Origin of the sequence: Rugamonas sp. DEMB1 (assembly GCF_029834475.1) — a bacterium.
In the GTDB taxonomy this organism is placed as follows: Bacteria; Pseudomonadota; Gammaproteobacteria; order Burkholderiales; family Burkholderiaceae_D; genus Rugamonas; species Rugamonas rubra.
The window spans coordinates 5,157,747-5,174,402 of sequence record NZ_CP122407.1 but is presented as its reverse complement, the minus strand read 5'-3'; the positions used below and the strand labels follow the sequence as shown (position 1 = coordinate 5,174,402).

The 16,656-nt window shown below is 64.3% G+C and carries 15 protein-coding genes and 2 pseudogenes; 11 read left to right on the top strand and 6 right to left on the bottom strand.

Annotation, left to right across the window (positions count from 1 at the left end; genetic code table 11):
* Window positions 1-1,047, bottom strand: coding sequence for a carbohydrate kinase family protein (locus tag QC826_RS23835; RefSeq protein ID WP_313872801.1), 1,047 nt, complete (start codon window positions 1,045-1,047; stop codon window positions 1-3).
* A gap of 524 nt (window positions 1,048-1,571) precedes the next feature.
* On the opposite strand from QC826_RS23835, the pseudogene xapA reads away from it, so the two are divergent.
* The 7 genes and pseudogenes from xapA (at window position 1,572) to QC826_RS23800 (ending at window position 10,382) form a co-directional block, all read left to right on the top strand.
* A pseudogene (gene xapA / locus QC826_RS23830) lies at window positions 1,572-2,410 on the top strand (xanthosine phosphorylase).
* Between the two features lie 127 nt (window positions 2,411-2,537).
* Window positions 2,538-3,731 (top strand): phosphopentomutase, encoded by a 1,194-nt coding sequence (locus tag QC826_RS23825; protein WP_093388307.1) that lies wholly within the window; start codon window positions 2,538-2,540, stop codon window positions 3,729-3,731.
* Window positions 3,728-4,690 carry a deoxyribose-phosphate aldolase gene (deoC, locus tag QC826_RS23820; protein ID WP_093388308.1) on the top strand — a complete coding sequence of 321 codons (963 nt, stop codon included), beginning with the start codon at window positions 3,728-3,730 and terminating at the stop codon, window positions 4,688-4,690. The genes QC826_RS23825 and deoC overlap by 4 nt, the downstream gene beginning before the upstream one ends.
* Window positions 4,691-4,723: 33 nt before the next feature.
* Window positions 4,724-7,118: pseudogene (locus QC826_RS23815) on the top strand (aldehyde dehydrogenase family protein).
* Between the two features lie 161 nt (window positions 7,119-7,279).
* Window positions 7,280-8,602 carry a thymidine phosphorylase gene (gene deoA, locus QC826_RS23810; protein ID WP_279762740.1) on the top strand — a complete coding sequence of 441 codons (1,323 nt, stop codon included), beginning with the start codon at window positions 7,280-7,282 and terminating at the stop codon, window positions 8,600-8,602.
* A 147-nt stretch (window positions 8,603-8,749) separates the two neighbouring features.
* The gene (locus tag QC826_RS23805) at window positions 8,750-9,157 is read left to right on the top strand and encodes a cytidine deaminase (protein WP_279762739.1); all 408 of its coding nucleotides are present in this window, start codon (window positions 8,750-8,752) and stop codon (window positions 9,155-9,157) included.
* Between the two features lie 4 nt (window positions 9,158-9,161).
* Complete coding sequence (locus QC826_RS23800; RefSeq protein WP_279762738.1) at window positions 9,162-10,382, top strand: nucleoside deaminase; 1,221 nt, start codon at window positions 9,162-9,164, stop codon at window positions 10,380-10,382.
* Between the two features lie 45 nt (window positions 10,383-10,427).
* Here QC826_RS23800 and QC826_RS31795 read toward each other — a convergent pair whose 3' ends face one another.
* Window positions 10,428-10,604, bottom strand: coding sequence for a hypothetical protein (locus QC826_RS31795; RefSeq protein ID WP_409567696.1), 177 nt, complete (start codon window positions 10,602-10,604; stop codon window positions 10,428-10,430).
* A gap of 134 nt (window positions 10,605-10,738) precedes the next feature.
* Between QC826_RS31795 and QC826_RS23795 the strand changes: the two genes are divergently transcribed.
* The 4 genes from QC826_RS23795 (at window position 10,739) to QC826_RS23780 (ending at window position 13,914) form a co-directional block, all read left to right on the top strand.
* On the top strand, window positions 10,739-11,614 hold the full coding sequence (locus QC826_RS23795) for a hypothetical protein (protein WP_409567695.1): 876 nt from the start codon (window positions 10,739-10,741) through the stop codon (window positions 11,612-11,614).
* On the top strand, window positions 11,580-12,374 hold the full coding sequence (locus QC826_RS23790) for an RHS repeat-associated core domain-containing protein (protein ID WP_279762737.1): 795 nt from the start codon (window positions 11,580-11,582) through the stop codon (window positions 12,372-12,374). Before QC826_RS23795 ends, QC826_RS23790 begins: the two co-directional genes overlap by 35 nt.
* 582 nt (window positions 12,375-12,956) lie before the next feature.
* Window positions 12,957-13,520 (top strand): tetratricopeptide repeat protein, encoded by a 564-nt coding sequence (locus QC826_RS23785; protein WP_279762736.1) that lies wholly within the window; start codon window positions 12,957-12,959, stop codon window positions 13,518-13,520.
* Between the two features lie 25 nt (window positions 13,521-13,545).
* Window positions 13,546-13,914, top strand: coding sequence for an NTF2 fold immunity protein (locus QC826_RS23780; protein WP_279762735.1), 369 nt, complete (start codon window positions 13,546-13,548; stop codon window positions 13,912-13,914).
* A gap of 111 nt (window positions 13,915-14,025) precedes the next feature.
* On the opposite strand, the gene QC826_RS23775 is transcribed toward QC826_RS23780, so the two are convergent.
* The 4 genes from QC826_RS23775 to QC826_RS23760 all read right to left on the bottom strand — a co-directional run bounded on the left by QC826_RS23775 (window position 14,026) and on the right by QC826_RS23760 (window position 16,639).
* The gene (locus QC826_RS23775; protein WP_279762734.1) at window positions 14,026-14,451 is read right to left on the bottom strand and encodes a VOC family protein; all 426 of its coding nucleotides are present in this window, start codon (window positions 14,449-14,451) and stop codon (window positions 14,026-14,028) included.
* A gap of 254 nt (window positions 14,452-14,705) precedes the next feature.
* Window positions 14,706-15,476, bottom strand: a complete 771-nt coding sequence (locus tag QC826_RS23770; RefSeq protein WP_279762733.1) for a LytR/AlgR family response regulator transcription factor — start codon at window positions 15,474-15,476, stop codon at window positions 14,706-14,708.
* A complete protein-coding gene (locus tag QC826_RS23765; protein WP_279762732.1) occupies window positions 15,473-16,069 on the bottom strand; it encodes a sensor histidine kinase in 597 nt (198 codons plus the stop codon). The genes QC826_RS23770 and QC826_RS23765 overlap by 4 nt, the downstream gene beginning before the upstream one ends.
* Before the next feature lie 303 nt (window positions 16,070-16,372).
* On the bottom strand, window positions 16,373-16,639 hold the full coding sequence (locus QC826_RS23760) for a hypothetical protein (protein WP_279762731.1): 267 nt from the start codon (window positions 16,637-16,639) through the stop codon (window positions 16,373-16,375).
* Between the last annotated feature and the right edge of the window lie 17 nt (window positions 16,640-16,656).

Here is a 16,656-nt window from a genome sequence, read left to right as displayed (position 1 = left end):
TCAGTCCTTGTGTGGTGCGTGTGGGGCGAGTTGGGGGAACAGCGGCGCGTCCAGATCGAAGTCGTGGATCTCGTCGAGCACGTCGGCGGCCAGCATGGGCGAAACGGTGTCGGGGCTTTCCAGGGTCATGGCGGCGACCTTCAGGCCGCGCCGGCAGGCCAAGGTCAAATCCTCGCTGCCCTGGTACAGCGACCAGCAGACGGCGGCGGCGAAGGCGTCGCCGGCGCCGGTGACGTCGACCACCTCGACCTGGTGGGCGGCCAGCCAGACCAGCGCCGCTCCCTTGGTGTGGAACACGCCGGCGCCGCCGCAGGTGACCACGACGTCCTGCGCGCCCTGGGCGCGCACCTCGGCGCAGGCGGCGGCCACCTCGGCCTCGCCGGGCAGGGCGCGGCCGACCCGGGTCTCCAGCTCGCCGCGGTTGAGGATCAGCAGGCGCAGGCCGCGCAGGTCGGCCGGCAGGCGCGCCATCTTCGGCTGCGAGACGGCGACGATAATCAGCGGCACCGCCTCGCGCAGCGCGTCGGCCAGCAGCACGGCGACGCTGGCCAGCGGCAGGTTCAGGTCGGCCACGGTGAGCGCGGCGGCCGAGCGCTGCGGCAGGCGGCCGGCCAGGAACTCGGGGGTGATGCGGTCGTACAGCGCCATGTCGGCCAGCGCCAGGGTCATCTCGCCGTGGTCGTCGAGCACGGCGGTGTAGGTGCCGGTGGCGGCGTCGAGCAGCTTCAGGCTGCCGCGCGTGTCGATGCCGGCCCGCTCGGCGTGCTCCTGCAGGGCGCGGCCGGCGGCGTCGTCGCCCAGCGCGGTGAGCAGGGCGGCCGGAATACCCAGCCGCGCCAGGTTCTCGGCGATGTTGCGCGCCACGCCGCCGAACACCTCCTCGGCGCTGGCCGGGTTGGAGGTGCCCATGCGCAGCGGCGCCAGGGTGCGCAGCTTGCGGTCCAGGTTGGCCGCGCCCAGGCACATCACCGGGCGCTTGTCGGGCAGCACGTAGGCGCGGCCGAGCAGGCGGCGCTCGCGGATCAGGCTGGCGATGTGGCCGGCCACGGCCGAGCGCGACAGGCGCAGCTCGACCGCCAGGTTGCGTGCTGCGAGATGAAGGGGTTGGCGCGGATCAGCTGGTACAGCTGTTCTTTTTTGGAGGTGTCGGTCACTGGGTCGGCCTGGATAAACATTTGTCTTTCATGGTAAACATTTGTCTTTGCCCTGTCAAACGCTTGCCGCCGCGGGCCAGCGGGGGCGCGGCGCGGCGGTCAGGTCGGGCCTGTTTTATAATAGGGGATATTTATATGCTTTTTGTATAAATGCGGAAGAAAAATGGTATTTGCCATACATATAGACGATGATGCATAGTGGCGTCCAGACACTAGCAAGCTCGACTCAGGTAGTAGTAGCAGCCTATTTCAAAGCGCCGGGCGCCGAGTCCGCCAAACGGCGCGGCGCCAGGGTCAGACCCTCAGGGTCTGACCCTCGATTTGGCCACGCGCCGGACTCGGCATGGCACCGCGGTAACACACTCGACACACTCGACACACTCGACACACACGAACACATCTAACAAGAGGATAACCATGTCTAACAATTCCCCATTCCAAGCCGCCGCCATCATCCGTGCCCGCATCCCCGCCGACTTCAAACCGCGCATCGCGATGATCCTCGGCTCCGGATTGGGCGTGCTGGCCGAGCAGATGAGCGACGCCGTCACCATCAGCTTCGACGAGCTGCCGGGCTTCCCGATCAGCACCGTGCACGGCCACGCCGGCGAACTGGTGATCGGCACCCTGTCGGGCGTGTCGGTGGTCTGCATGAAGGGCCGTGGCCACGTCTACGAGGGCTACGGCCTGGGCGTGATGACCTCCGCCGTGCGCACCTTGAAACTGCTGGGCTGCGAAATGCTGTTCGTCACCAACGCGGCCGGTTCGCTGCGTCCCGAAGTGGACGCCGGCAGCCTGGTGGCGCTGACCGACCACATCAACTTCCTGCCCGGCACGCCGATGATGGGCCCGAACGACGAACGCTTCGGCCCGCGCTTCTTCAGCATGGCCAACGCCTACGACGCCGACTTGCGCAACCTGCTCAAGGACACCGCCGCCGCCAAGGGCATCACCCTGCACGAGGGCGTCTACATCGCCTACGCCGGCCCGAACTTCGAAACCCCGGCCGAGATCCGCGCCTTCGGCCGCCTCGGCGCCGACGTGGTCGGCATGTCGGTGGTGCCGGAAGTGGTGTCGGCCCGCCATTGCGGCCTGAAGGTGGTCGGCGTCTCCGTCATCACCAACCTGGCCGAGGCCTGTCGCCGTTCCCGTTGTCGCACGAGCAGACGCTGAAGTACGCCGCCATCGGCGCCAAGTCGCTGATCGAGCTGATTTTGGGCTACCTGGCCACCGTGGCCAAAACGCCGCAAGCGTAATCCTTCGCGGGGCGGCTGGTCCGCCCCGCTGTCATTCAGGGCGCCGCCGCCACGCCGGCTTGCATGCCGGCCGCCAGCGCCTACACTACAGAACACCTTTTTCAACCGAGTCTGATCCGGGTATATCATGAAACGTGCATTCATCCTCCTGCTGGATTCCTTCGGCCTGGGCGCCACGCCGGACGCCGCCAAGTACAACGACACCGGCGCCAACACCTTCGGCCACATCGCCAGCTGGGCCGCCAAGAACGGCACGCCGCTGACCCTGCCGACCTTGGAAAACCTCGGCCTGGGCGCCGCCGCCCACGCCGCCAGCGGCCAGTGGGCCGACGGCTTCGCCCAGCGCGACGGCTTCGCCGCGGCCTACGGCGCGGCGCGCGAGCGCTCCACCGGCAAGGACACGCAGAGCGGCCACTGGGAGATCGCCGGCGTGCCGGTGGAATTCGACTGGGGCTACTTCCCGCGCACCACGCCGTCCTTCCCGGCCGAGCTGACCGCGCGCCTGCAGGAGTTGTCCGGCGTGCCCGGCTTCCTCGGCGACTGCCACGCCTCCGGCACCGACATCATCAACAAGCACGGCGACGAGCACGTCGCCAGCGGCAAGCTGATCATCTACACCTCGGGCGACTCGGTGATGCAGATCGCCGCCCACGAGGAATCGTTCGGCCTCGAGCGCCTGTATGAGGTGTGCGAGATGGCCTTCAAGCTGGTCGAGCCCTACAACATCGGCCGCGTCATCGCCCGTCCCTTCGTCGGCAGCAACGGCAAATACACCCGCACCAGCAACCGCCACGACTACGCCGTCGCGCCGCCGGCGCCGACCCTGCTCGACCACGTCAAGAACGCCGGCGGCGAAGTCATCGGCCTGGGCAAGATCAGCGACATCTTCGCCGGCCACGGCATCTCGCGCGTGGTCAAGGGCGTCGACAACATGGCCCTGTTCGAGGCCCTGTTGAAGGTCAGCGACGAGGCCGGCGACGGCTCGCTCACCTTCGTCAACTTCGTCGACTTCGACCAGGCCTTCGGCCACCGCCGCGACGTCACCGGCTACGCCAACGCGCTGCAGGAGATGGACGCGCGCCTGCCCGAGTTCATCGCCAAGCTGCGCGAGGGCGACCTGGTGGTGGTCACCGCCGACCACGGCTGCGACCCGACCTGGGCCGGCTCCGACCACACCCGCGAACACATCCCGATGATCTTCTTCGGCCCCGGCGTGCAGCCGCGCGCGCTGGGCATCTCGGAAACCTTCTCCGATATCGGCCAGACCCTGGCCCATCACCTCGGCGTCAAACCACTCTCGAACGGAAGCAATCTGTTATGACCATTTCCCCCGACTTCAAGCGCAACGAAGCGGTCGCCCTCGACCTGGGCTGGATCAACCACATTCACGTCAACAAAGCCGCCGCCGACCGCCGCGCCGCCAGCCTGGCGAACCGCCGCTCGGTCAAGAAGGAGTACCAGGCGGCCTGGCTGGTCAAGGCCATCGGCCTGATCGACCTGACCACCCTGTCCGGCGACGACACGCCGGGCCGCGTCGAGCGCCTGTGCATGAAGGCCATGCGGCCGCTGCGCGCCGACCTGGTCGAGGCGCTGGGCATCCAGGAGCTGAACCTGAGCACCGGCGCCGTCTGCGTCTACCACGAGATGATCCAGCACGCCGGCAAGGTGCTGCAGGGCCGCCTGCCGATCGCCGCCGTCTCGACCGGCTTCCCGGCCGGCCTGACCAGCATGGAGACCAAGGTGCGCGAGATTGAACTGTCGGTCGCCGCCGGCGCCGCCGAGATCGACATCGTCATCACCCGCCAGCACGTCTTGACCGGTAACTGGCAAGCGCTGTACGACGAGATGCGCGCCTACCGCCAGGCCTGCGGCGACGCCCACGTCAAGGCCATCCTCGCCACCGGCGAGCTGGTGACGCTGGAGAACGTGGCCAAGGCCTCGTGGGTCTGCATGATGGCAGGCGCCGACTTCATCAAGACCTCGACCGGCAAGGAGCCGGTCAACGCGACCATCCCCGTTTCGCTGACGATGGTGCGGGCGATCCGCGAGTACCACGAACAGACCGGCTTCAAGATCGGCTACAAGCCGGCCGGCGGCGTCAGCACGGCCAAGGCCGCGCTGCAGTATCTGAGCCTGATGAAGGAGGAGCTGGGCAACGAGTGGCTGGAGCCGCACCTGTTCCGCATCGGCGCCTCCAGCCTGCTGACCGACATCGAGCGCCAGCTGGAGCACTACGTCACCGGCCACTACTCGGCCGCGCACCGTCACGCCCATCCTTGATCGCCAATCACGCACCACATTATCGGATTCGTCATGCCAACAATTAACGAGATTCTCACCACTATGGACTACGGCCCGGCACCAGAAAGCCAAAAAGAAGCGCAAGCGTGGCTGGACCAGCATGGCCGCAGCTTCGGCCTGTTCATCGACAACGCCTTCAGCGCGCCGGGCGAGCTGTTCGCCAGCACCAATCCGGCCGACGCCAGCAAGCTGGCCGACCTGACCCAGGCCACCGACGCCGACGTCGACCGCGCCGTCGAGGCGGCGCGCCGCGCCCAGCCGGGCTGGCAGGCACTGGGCGGCCACGGCCGCGCCAAGGTGCTGTACGCGCTGGCCCGCCTGCTGCAAAAGCACTCGCGCCTGTTCGCCGTGCTGGAGACGCTGGACAACGGCAAGACCATCCGCGAGACCCGCGACGTCGACATGCCGCTGGCCGCGCGCCACTTCTACTACCACGCCGGCTGGGCGCAGCTGCAGGCCGAGGAGTTCGCCGACTACCGCGCCGTCGGTGTGGTGGGGCAGATCGTGCCGTGGAACTTCCCGCTGCTGATGCTGTCCTGGAAAATCGCCCCGGCCCTGGCGGCCGGTAACACGGTGGTGTTCAAGCCCGCCGAGTTCACCTCGCTGACCGCCATGCTGTTCGCCGAGATCTGCGTGCAAGCCGGCGTGCCGGCCGGCGTCGTCAACATCGTCACCGGCGACGGCCGCGTCGGCGAAGCCATCGTCAACCACGCCGGCATCGACAAGCTGGCCTTCACCGGCTCGACCGAAGTGGGGCGTTTGATCCGCACCGCCACCGCCGGCAGCGGCAAGAAGCTGTCGCTGGAATTGGGCGGCAAGTCGCCCTTCATCGTCTTCGACGACGCCGACCTGGACGCCGCCGTCGAGGAGTCTGGTCGACTCGATCTGGTTCAACCAGGGCCAGGTCTGCTGCGCCGGCTCGCGCCTGCTGGTGCAGGAATCGGTGCAAGACCGCTTCCTCGCCAAGCTGCGCGCGCGCATGGACAAGCTGACCCTCGGCTCGCCGCTCGACAAGTCGATCGACATCGGCGCCCTGGTCGACCCGGTGCAGCAGCAGCGCATCGCCGCGCTGGTCGACTCGGCCCGCGCCGAAGGCTGCACGGTGTACCAACCGGCTTGCGAGATCCCGGCCAACGGCTCGTGGTATCCACCGACCCTGATCACCGGCGCCTCCACCTCGGCCGCCGTGTCGCAGGCGGAGATCTTCGGCCCGGTGCTGGTGGCGATGAGCTTCCGCACCCCGCCCGAGGCGGTCCAGCTGGCCAACAACACCGTCTACGGCCTGGCCGCCTGCGTCTGGAGCGAGAACATCAGCCTGGCGATGGACGTGGCGCCGCAGATCAAGGCCGGCGTAGTGTGGATCAACACCGCCAACCAGTTCGACGCCGCCTGCGGCTTTGGCGGCTACCGCGAATCCGGCTACGGCCGCGAGGGCGGCCGCGAAGGCATGTACGAATACCTGACCGCGCTGTCGGAGGACGCCCGTCCCGCCGCACCGCTGCTGGAAGTTAAAGGCAAAGTGAAGGCCGCAGCCGCAGCCGCTGCCGGCAACGACAGCCCGTTCGCCGTCGACCGCACCGCCAAGCTGTACATCGGCGGCAAGCAGGCCCGCCCGGACGGCGCCTACAGCCGCGCCATCCACGGCGCCAGCGGCGCCTTCCTGGCCGACATCGCCGAGGGCAGCCGCAAGGACATCCGCAACGCCGTCGAAGCGGCCCACAAGGCCGGCGGTTGGAGCAAGGCGACGGCGCACAACCGCGCCCAGGTGCTGTACTACATCGCCGAAAACCTGGCCGTGCGCGCCGAGGAGTTCGCCGCCCGCATCACCGCCATGACCGGCAACAAGAACGCCGACAAGGAAGTGCAAGCCTCGATCGAACGCCTGTTCTACTACGCCGCCTGGGCCGACAAGTACGACGGCCTGGCGCACCAGCCGCCTATGCACGGCGTGACGGTGGCCTTGAACGAGCCGGTCGGCGTGATCGGCATCGTCTGCCCGAACGAGGCGCCGCTGCTCGGCTTCATCTCGCTGGTGGCGCCGGCCATCGCGCTGGGCAACCGCGTGATCGTCGTGCCGTCGGAAGCGCATCCGCTGTCGGCCATCGACCTTTACCAGGTGTTCGATACCTCGGATTTGCCGGGTGGAGTGGTCAACATCGTCACCGGCAGCGCCGACGAGTTGGCGCGCACCCTGGCGACCCACGCCGACATCGACGCCGTCTGGCGCCACGACGGTTCGGCCGAAGGTTGCGCCGAAGTCGAGCGCCTGTCGGCGACCACCTTGAAGCGCACCTGGGTCGGCGGCGCCAAAGGACGCGACTGGTATAGTACGGCGCAAAGCGGCGGCCGCGCCGTGCTGGCGCACGCCTCGCAAGTCAAGAACGTTTGGATTCCCTACGGCGTCTAATGGTGGCGTAAATCTAGGGTCAGACCCTAGGGTCTGACCCTGGTTCGCCGCCGCTGGGTTAATCCAGTACACCGGCAATACAGAACACCATCAGGGCCGAATCTCCTTTAGCTAAAGGAGATTCGGCCCGCATCACTTCAAATACTTAAGCGGAGATTCGCATGTTTCTACCCCAAGAGATCATTCGCAAGAAGCGTGACGGCGGCGCCATGAGCGCCGAAGAGATCCAGTTCTTCGTCCGTGGCATCACCGACGGCAGCGTCAGCGAAGGCCAGATCGCCGCGCTGGCGATGGCCGTCTTCTTCAACGACATGACCATGGACGAGCGCGTCGCCTTCACCCTGGCCATGCGCGACTCCGGCCAGGTGCTCGACTGGCGCGGCCTGAACCTGCCCGGCCCGGTGGTCGACAAGCACTCCACCGGCGGCGTCGGCGACGTCGTCTCGCTGCTGCTCGGCCCGATGATCGCCGCCTGCGGCGGCTTCGTGCCGATGATCTCCGGCCGTGGCCTGGGCCACACCGGCGGCACGCTCGACAAATTCGACGCCATCCCCGGCTACTGCACCGTGCCGGACAACGAATTGTTCCGCAAGGTGGTGCAGGAAGTCGGCGTCGCCATCATCGGCCAGACCGCCTCGCTGGCGCCGTCCGACAAGCGCTTCTACAGCATCCGCGACGTCACCGCCACGGTCGAATCGGTGGCCATGATCACCGGCTCCATCCTGTCGAAGAAGCTGTCGGCCGGCCTGGACGCGCTGGTCATGGACGTCAAGGTGGGCAGCGGCGCCTTCATGCCGACCTACGACAAATCGGTCGAACTGGCCGAGAGCATCGTCGCCGTCGGCAACGGCGCCGGCATGCACACCTCGGCCCTGCTGACCGACATGAACGAATCGCTGGCGCCCTACGCAGGCAACGCGCTGGAAGTGCGCGGTGCGATGGACTACCTGACCGGCCGCTCGCGTCCGGCCCGCCTGCACGAGGTGACCATGGCGCTGTGCGCCGAGATGCTGGTGCTGGGCAAACTGGCCGACACCGAAGTGGCGGCCCGCGCCAAACTGCAGGCGGCGTTGGACAGCGGCGCGGCGGCCGAGCGCTTCGCGCGCATGGTCGCGGCGCTGGGCGGCCCGGCCGACTTGATCGAACAGCCGGACCTGTATTTGGAAAAGGCGCCCATCGTGCTGCCGGTGCCGGCGCCCAAGGCCGGCTACGCCGCCAGCACCGACTGCCGTGGCATCGGTCTGGCCGTGGTCAGCCTGGGCGGCGGCCGCCGCCGTCCTAGCGACGCCATCGACTTCGCCGTCGGCCTGACCGAGCTGGCGGGGCTGGGCGACAAGATCGAAGCCGGCCAGCCGCTGGCGCTGGTGCACGCCCGTACCGAAGCGGCGGCCCAGCAGGCCATCGCCGAGATCCAGGCCGCCTACCGGATCAGCGACAGCGCGCCGGCCGCCAACCCGGTGGTCTACCGCGCGATCCGTCCCTAAGCCAAGGCGGCAGTGACGCCCGAACCACCCAACGGCCCAAAGCCAGGGTCAGACCCTAGGGTCTGACCCTAGATTGACGTCCCTGGGTTTTCTCGGCCTCACCTGCGAGCCGGCGCTGACCGCCCCAACGTACAACATGGAACAAACATGAACAACGACCAACTGATCGCCGAAGCCGCCGCCGCGCGCCTGAAGGCCTACACGCCGTACTCCAACTTCAAGGTCGGCGCCGCGCTGCTGTGCAACGACGGCCGCATCTTCCACGGCTGCAACGTCGAGAACGCCTCCTACGGCCTGTGCAACTGCGCCGAGCGCACCGCCTTCTTCAGCGCCTTCGCCCACGGCTACCAGCCCGGCGACTTCGACAAGCTGGCCGTGATCGCCGACACCGACGGCCCCATCGCCCCCTGCGGCGCCTGCCGCCAGGTGATCCTGGAACTGGGCGGCAACGAGCTGCCCGTCGTGCTGAGCAACCTGAAGGGCGACGTTGTCGAAACCACCGCCAGCGCGCAGTTGCCCAACGCCTTCGGCGGCGCCGACCTGAAAAAGAAGTAAGCCCTTGGCCTTCAAAAAAACCATCGACGTGCAGGCCGCCGTCGCCATCGCGGCGGCCGAGGCCATCGCCGCCAAGACCCAGGGCACCTTCGGCGTCGGCGGCGTGCTGCTCGACCAGCACGGCACCGTGCTGCACTCGCTGCACAACAACGTCGTCAAGCAGGGCCTGATCTTCGACCCCACCGCCCACGGCGAACGCCAGTTGATCGACTGGTACTACGCCGAGCGGGCCAAGGGCAGGGCGCTGCCGGCGCCGCAGGACTGCACCATCGTCACCTCGCTCGACCCCTGCTGCATGTGCGCCGGCGCCATTTTGGCGACCGGCTTCAACGTGGTGGTGGCCGCGCCCGACGTCAAGGCCGGCATCAACCACGACGGCGGCGCCGGCTTCGACGCGCTGCCCGTACCGCTGGCCGCGCAGGCGCGCGCCAGCTTCAGCTATCCCGCCGTGCTAGGCTCCTCGCTGTACGCGCGGCGCAGCGCCGGCGCGGCGCCGAAGTCCTTCTTCATCGGCAAGACCATATCGGAGCCGACCCAGGCCCTGTGCTCGCTGGTGTTCGAGGCCACCGCCGAGCAGGTGATGGCCTTGTTCGGCGGCGACCTGCCGAAGGCCCAGCTGAAGTGCCCGGCCAGCCTGCCGGCCGACCACGCCATCGTGCGCGCGCTGCGCCAGGTGTATCCGCAGGCGCTGAGCTACCGCTGCACGCCGCAGCAGCCGGACGCCGACCTGGCACCCTTCCTGCGCGAGGCGATGGCGCGCGACCGCGCCGCCGGCGGCGACGGCGACGCCGTCGCGCTGCTCGACTCCTTCGGCAACCTGCTGCTGTGCATGCCGGGCCGGCTTGACCAGTCGGGCATCCGCAGCGCCTTCATGGAAACCACGCGCGCCTACGCGCAGCTGCGCTACCAGTTGATGGCTGCGGCCGACGCGGCCGGCCAGCAGGAGCTGCGCACCTACCTCGGCCACCCGAAGGACGGCACCTTCGTCTTCGCGCGCGGCCCGGACCGCAGCGCGCTCAGCTTCATGAACCTGGGCGCCTACGGCTCGACGATGGAGGGGCCGCTACCGGAGCGCAATCCGGCGCAGTTCCAGTATGTCCGCGCCGGCATGCCGCAGGAAGAGCTGGAGCAGCTGTGCGCCGGCCTGCCGCCGCTATACCGCAACCTGATCCGCATCCGCCCCGTGCCGGTGGCGGACGCCGCGCTGCGCGCTGCGCTGGCTTAGCGCTCTTGGCCCGACGCCGCAGTTGACGTGCGCGGGTTGAGGCATCTACTGGCTATTCAATGACCTCAAGAATTCGACCAGATCGTTCTTTTCCCCGGGCGTCAGTATCAATGGCTGCCCGGACTCCACACTTCGGTAATACAGCTCCTGCTCAACCGCGTCTTCCAGCGTTGGCACGCTGCCGTCGTGCATATACGGTGCGGTTTGAGCTACGTTGCGCAAGCTAGGCGTCCGGAACTTTCCGATGTCGGCGGGATTGTAGGTGACGACAAACCGACCAAGTTCTGCGACAAGCCAAGCACAACCTGACCCCAAAAACCGACCGGGAAGGCCAGGTCACACGCTACGCCTACGATGTGCTGGATCGCCTTACCAGCACTACGTACGCGGATGGCGGCACTGTCACTGTCACCTACGACCAGGGCAACCGCATCGTCCGGATGGTCGACTCGGTCAACGGAGTCGTCTCCTTCAACTACGAAGGACGCGACCGCGTGAGCAGCGTCAGCACGCCAAAAGGCAAGGTGGCCTATACCTACGACGCCAACGGCCGGCGCGCGAGCATGAGCGTGACGGGCCTGCCGCCGCTGCGCTACAGCTACCACGATGGCGGACGTTTGGTTCGCATCGACCAGGCCGCCGACGCCGTCAACAACGGCGTTGCACAGAGTATCAGTTTCACCTACGACGCGGCCAACCGCCGTATCCGAACCAAGTATGCCAATGGTGTCACCCGCAGCAACACCTACTACGCTGCCGGCCAACTGGCCTCGATTGTTTACGCCAACGCCGATGGCAGCGTGCTGGGCGATCTTCGCTATGCCTATGACAATGGCGGTCGGCGCATACAGGCCGGCGGCAGTCTGGCGCGCACCGCGTTGCCCGAGGCCTTGGCCTCCGCCAACGTGGACGCGGCCAACCGCCTGACCGCCTTCGGCACGCAAACGCTCGGCTACGACGCCAACGGCAATCTGCTCGGGGACGGCCATCAAACTTATGTTTGGAATGCGCGCGATCAGCTGATACAGATCAAGAGCGGCAGCGGTGCTGTGGTGGCAAGCTTCAGTTACGACGCCCTGGGCCGGCGCCAGACGAAAACCGTCAACGGCGTGGCCAGTGGCTATGTTTACGACGGCTTGAACATCGTGTTGGAGCTTTCGGGGGGGGAGTGGCGGCGTGAACGGCAGTCGGCCCAATATGCGGGCCAGCTATATCAGTGGCGGCATCGATGAAGTATTCGCACAATTGAGCGACACCGGCGCGGGTGCTAAGATCTACACGTACTTGAGCGATGCGCTGGGCTCGACGGTTCGGCTGGTGGATGCCGCCGGTGGCAAGGTCGTCGACTATACCTACGACCCGTACGGAAACACGGCGGCTGATGCCGCAGTCGACAACCCCTTCCAGTACACGGGACGGGAAAATGACGGGACGGGCCTGTATTACTATCGGGCACGATATTACTCAGGTTTACTTGCACGGTTCATCTCGAGCGATCCGATAGGTCTAAATGGTGGCATCAATTCATATACCTATGTGCTCGGAAATCCTGTGAGTTATATAGATCCCCGTGGTTTGGATATCTGGATTGAAGGACCATCAAGGAATGAACCGAGCTTTCATCAAAGCGTAAACGTTGGCAATCCAAACGGGGCATACGATTCGTATAGTTATGGTATGAACGGCAATGGACTGGAGGGGCAAGTGTACCGAGATGTGGATCTTGGTGGCACGATAGAAGCCTACAAGATAACCACCGCCGATCAGGACACAACATTCAAGGGGACAATGGAGAGCAAGGTCGGGCAAAAGGGAGTATATGGGTATGACGACATCTGTCGCAGCTGGAGTCAACGCCAGTATGGTAGCGCGCCCGGCATACCAAGCGCTCCCCCTCCGAGAATTTCTATTCCGCACTTGAATGTTGGCCCATCTTCTTCCCGTTCAACTACGGGAACGAGTAGTACGACTGGAACAAGCACTTCTCGATAACGGATGTCATAATGCTATTCTTTTGTGCTATCCTCACCGCACTTGGATTACTTCTCAACTATGTTAGCGCGCCTACATATGGGACAATTTTTTTGTCCATTGCAATTTGCGATCTGATTGTTATTTTTTGTCTGCTGCGATTCAATAGAGTTGGGAAAGTGCGGCAATACGCTAGCGTGTTTCTTGGGTTAGTTGCGGTCTACACGCTAGTTGACATTGCCTTGCGAGCAGTTGCCGGAGTTCGAACGTTCGATTTGTTGTAACTATAGGTGGCGACTGCCAGGTGGCGGATGGAGATGACTCGCCAGTATTCTGGTTTTATGGCTCAGCGCAACGAGCCTTGCCCCATAAGTACCGGAGATTTTTTGCTGTTTTTCTGATATGCGTGGCGTGCCTCATGGATACGTATTGGCTGTACTTGCAAAGCTACTATGCCAATGAATATCCAAGGATGGGCGGTTCAATAGGCAGAATTGTTCCGCTCAATGTTCATGGTGCCGTCGTCTAGAGATCCTAAGAGTCCTCCGCCAGGACTACAACCTGGTACTCCTGGAAAATAGATGTCATCTGAGAAAAAGCACTGTGACCGATAAAAGTGATGAGTTGAATAAGGTATATAACGCCTTCGAGGCTGGCAGGTATGGTCTTGCAAGAGAGCTATTTGAACGGCTCGTTCAACAAGACATTAGAACACATTTATATCTTGGATGGATGTATGACCAAGGACTTGGGGTAACTGAGAACTCAAAGCAAGCAGAATATCATTATCGATGTCTTAGTGAGACAAATGATGTAGATGGCAAGTATTATCTGGCCTCTCTATTGCAGAAGAAAGGTGATCTTGCTAGCGCGGTTGCATTGTATGAAGAGGCCGCCGATCTGAATCAAATATCTGCCGCTTATTGGGCTTACGCTTTGCGCAACGGGGATTCTGCTTCATTGGTTGATAAAGATAAAGCTGATTTTTATTTGAAGAAGGCTACGGAACTTGGGCACCTATTTGCAAAAAGGGACTTGGCTCTTCAAGAAATTAGAAATGGAAAATGCGTTTCACAAAGATTAATTTCAAGGATTCGATACTTATTACTTAAGATCAAAGGCTTGGTTTTAATTGTGAAAAATAGCCAGGACATGAGAATAAGATAAGCGCAGCAATGTAGGTGTCTCCAGTTTGGGTTATTCCATGAGAAATATAAAAATATACGAAATTATACTTATTTCAGTAATTTCATATTTTCCTTTGCTGAGTTTTTCTGCGGAACCTGATGGAAAGGCATGCTTTCAGAAGGGTGAATATTTTAACGTGCTCGATAGAGATGTAATTCCAAATGAGGAGGTTGCAAAGAATATTGCGGAGGTAATATTGATCCCAATATATGGAACTATTGCAATTGAAAGGCAAAAGCCATTTTCTGTTGCATTGGAAGATGATGTTTGGACGGTAACTGGCTATTTGTCGAAAAATATTTTGGGTGGAACTTTTTCAATATTAATTTCAAAGAGAGATGGACGAATTATTAAAATAATTCATGAAAAATGATAGTGTTAGTAGTCGCCATGAAAGTAAAAAAGCCGCTCGATGAACGGCTTTTTTTCTTGGGGTGAGCGCTTCACCTTGCTGAGCACCTTGCGACGCGCTCGTCGTGGACACCTAAGCAAACGGATCGTAAGTCCCCACACTCCACAAATGCCCCTCCGGATCGCGGCAGGTGAAGCCGCGGCCGCCGTAGTCCTCGTCCTTGATGTCCATTTCTACTTTCACCCCCGACTCCAGCACGCGGCCGTAGACCAGGTCGGCGTCGTTGACCACCAAGTAGCTGCACTGCGTCACGCCGCCGCCGATCTGCGCCGGCTCGCGCATCAGGCGGCCGAACTCGGTGTCGAAGATGGAGCTGAGCATGACCATGCCGTTGCCGTAGCCCAGCTGGGCGTGGGCGATGCTGCCGTCCTCGTTGGGAATCACCAGCTGGCGCTCGAAGCCCAGGTTGTTGCATAGCCAGTCGATGGCGGCCGGCGCGTCGCGGTAGCGCAGGCAGGGGATGACGTTGGCTTTGGTGTTCTTCGGTATGCTGGACATATTATTCTCCCTGAGTCGGTCGTGTGACAAAAAGCGTGAAACATCTTCGATCACTTTTCCACTGCCGACGTTCATGCCCCCACCCGCGCTATGCGCGCGTTTTGACGTCGATCAGAAGAACGCACACCACTGTCGGACGAATCCTAATGCCCTGAAATCGGCCGTTAGGAATAGGGGGCAGCGCTGCCGCCGTAGACGCGGGGCATCGTTTCATCATAGGTCGCCGGGCCGCGGCCCGCAAGCGCCGAGGCCGCCTACATCTGCTGGAACAGGTGGGCGTGGCCCCGGCTCACTTCCAGCTGCTCGGCGCAGTCGCGCAGCTTGACCATCTGCCGGCCGCGCAGGTCGCGCGTGACTTGCGTGATGGCGTCGACCCGCACCAGCGTGGAGCGGTGGATGCGCCAGAACTCGTCCGGGTCGAGCTCGTCGGCCAGCTCCTTCAGCGTCTTGCGGATCAACACCTCGCCCTGCTCGGTCTTGACCCGCGTGTACTTTTCCTCGGCCTGGAAGAACAGCACCTCGCGCGTGCTGATCATGCGCAGGTTGCCGCCCACCTGAGCCTGGACCCAGCGCAGATAGTTGGGCTTGGCCGTCTGCCCTTGCAGCAGCGCGCCGAGCTGGCGGGCGATGTCGTCGGGCCGGCGCCCCAGCCGCGCTTGCAGGCGGGCGCAGGTGCCGGCCAGACGGGCGGCGTCGGCCGGCTTGAGCACGTAGTCGAGCGCGCCCTGTTCGAAGGCGGCGATGGCGTACTGGTCGTAGGCGGTGACGAACACCAGGTGGCAGCGGTTGAACAGCAGCCGCGCCGCCTCGATGCCGGACAGGCCGGGCATGCGGATGTCGAGGAAGACGATGTCGGGCTGGTGCTGGCCGGCCAGCGCCACCGCCTCGATGCCGTTGGCCGCCTCGGCGACGATCTCCAGCTCCGGCCAGACCTCGCGCAGGCGGCTGCGCAGCTGGGCGCGCATGGCGTCCTCGTCGTCGGCGATCAGGGCGGTGGCGCGCGGCGCGCTGTGTGGCTGGCTCATTTGGCGGCGTTCCCGGCGAAGATGTCCGGCGCGTAGGGTAGGCGGATCAGTGCGCGCGTGCCGCCGCCGTGCGGCGCCTCCAGCACCAGCTGGGCGCGCTGGCCGTACAGCAGGCGCAGGCGCTCGCGCACGTTGGACAGGCCGACGCCGTCGTCGGCGTGCAGGTTGAAGCCGACGCCGTCGTCCTGCACCTCCACTTGCATGGTGGCGCCGTCGACGCTGGCGCGGATGTCGATGCGGCCGCCCTCGACCTTGGGCTCCAGGCCGTGCTTGATGGCGTTCTCGATCAAAATTTGCAGCATCATCGGCGGCAGGCTGGCGCTGTGCATCTGGGCCGGCACGTCGATCGACACGGCCAGCCGCGCCTTCATCCGCGCTTGCATGATGGCCAGGTAGGCGCGCGCCATCTCCAGCTGGCGGCCCAGGGTGGCGCTGCCGGGGCCACGCATCTGCGGCAGCGTGGCGCGCAGATAGGCGATCAGGTGGGTGTGGATTTTCGCCGCCTGCGGCGGGTCGGTCTCGATCAGCTGGCCGATCAGGGCCAGGGTGTTGAACAGGAAGTGCGGTTCGATCTGCGCCTGCAACGCCGCCATGCGCGCCTCGACCAGGCGCCGCTCCAGGCCACTCGGCGCCGGCCTCGGTGCTGGCTTGGCGCGCCTCCAGCTCGGCCTTGCGCTTGCCGCCGGCCAGCACCTTCAGCAGGAAGGAGACGACGATGAAGGCGACCGCCTGTTTCGGCAGCCACAGCGGGGTTACGCACAGCAGCAGCAACAGCACCCAGATCACGTACAGCTTGCGCCATGGTACTTGGGCCAGCCAGTCGAAAAAGCGCCACCATAGCGCGCTGGCGGTGTCGCCCACCTCGCGCACGAATTCGAGCACGCGGTTGGCTTTCTTCATGGATGCGACTTGTCGTCGCGTCGGGCGCGGCGGCTGCCGATGACCACGGCGCCGAGCGCCAGCTTGAGCAGCAGGAAGACGGTAAACAGCAGCAGCGCCAGCGGCAGAATAGTCAACAGCAGCGCCAGCAGTACACTGCTCAGCAGCAGGGCCGGCCAGGACATGCGGCGCAGCGCGCCCAGGCCGATGCGGCCGGTGTGCAGGAAGGCCCGCACGACGTCGTCGAGCAGGTCGCAGATCGATTGGCAGGTGATGCGTTTCATGGTGAGGCTCCCAGGTC

What these genes read in the sequence shown, in the direction of transcription:
- QC826_RS23825 (WP_093388307.1), top strand. Translation starts at nt 2,538, where the DNA reads ATGAAACGTGCATTCATCCTCCTGCTGGATTCCTTCGGCCTGGGCGCC.
- deoC (WP_093388308.1), top strand. Translation starts at nt 3,728, where the DNA reads ATGACCATTTCCCCCGACTTCAAGCGCAACGAAGCGGTCGCCCTCGAC.
- deoA (WP_279762740.1), top strand. Translation starts at nt 7,280, where the DNA reads ATGTTTCTACCCCAAGAGATCATTCGCAAGAAGCGTGACGGCGGCGCC.
- QC826_RS23805 (WP_279762739.1), top strand. Translation starts at nt 8,750, where the DNA reads ATGAACAACGACCAACTGATCGCCGAAGCCGCCGCCGCGCGCCTGAAG.
- QC826_RS23790 (WP_279762737.1), top strand. Translation starts at nt 11,580, where the DNA reads ATGCGGGCCAGCTATATCAGTGGCGGCATCGATGAAGTATTCGCACAA.
- QC826_RS23775 (WP_279762734.1), bottom strand. Translation starts at nt 14,451, where the DNA reads ATGTCCAGCATACCGAAGAACACCAAAGCCAACGTCATCCCCTGCCTG.
- QC826_RS23770 (WP_279762733.1), bottom strand. Translation starts at nt 15,476, where the DNA reads ATGAGCCAGCCACACAGCGCGCCGCGCGCCACCGCCCTGATCGCCGAC.
- QC826_RS23765 (WP_279762732.1), bottom strand. Translation starts at nt 16,069, where the DNA reads ATGGCGGCGTTGCAGGCGCAGATCGAACCGCACTTCCTGTTCAACACC.
- QC826_RS23760 (WP_279762731.1), bottom strand. Translation starts at nt 16,639, where the DNA reads ATGAAACGCATCACCTGCCAATCGATCTGCGACCTGCTCGACGACGTC.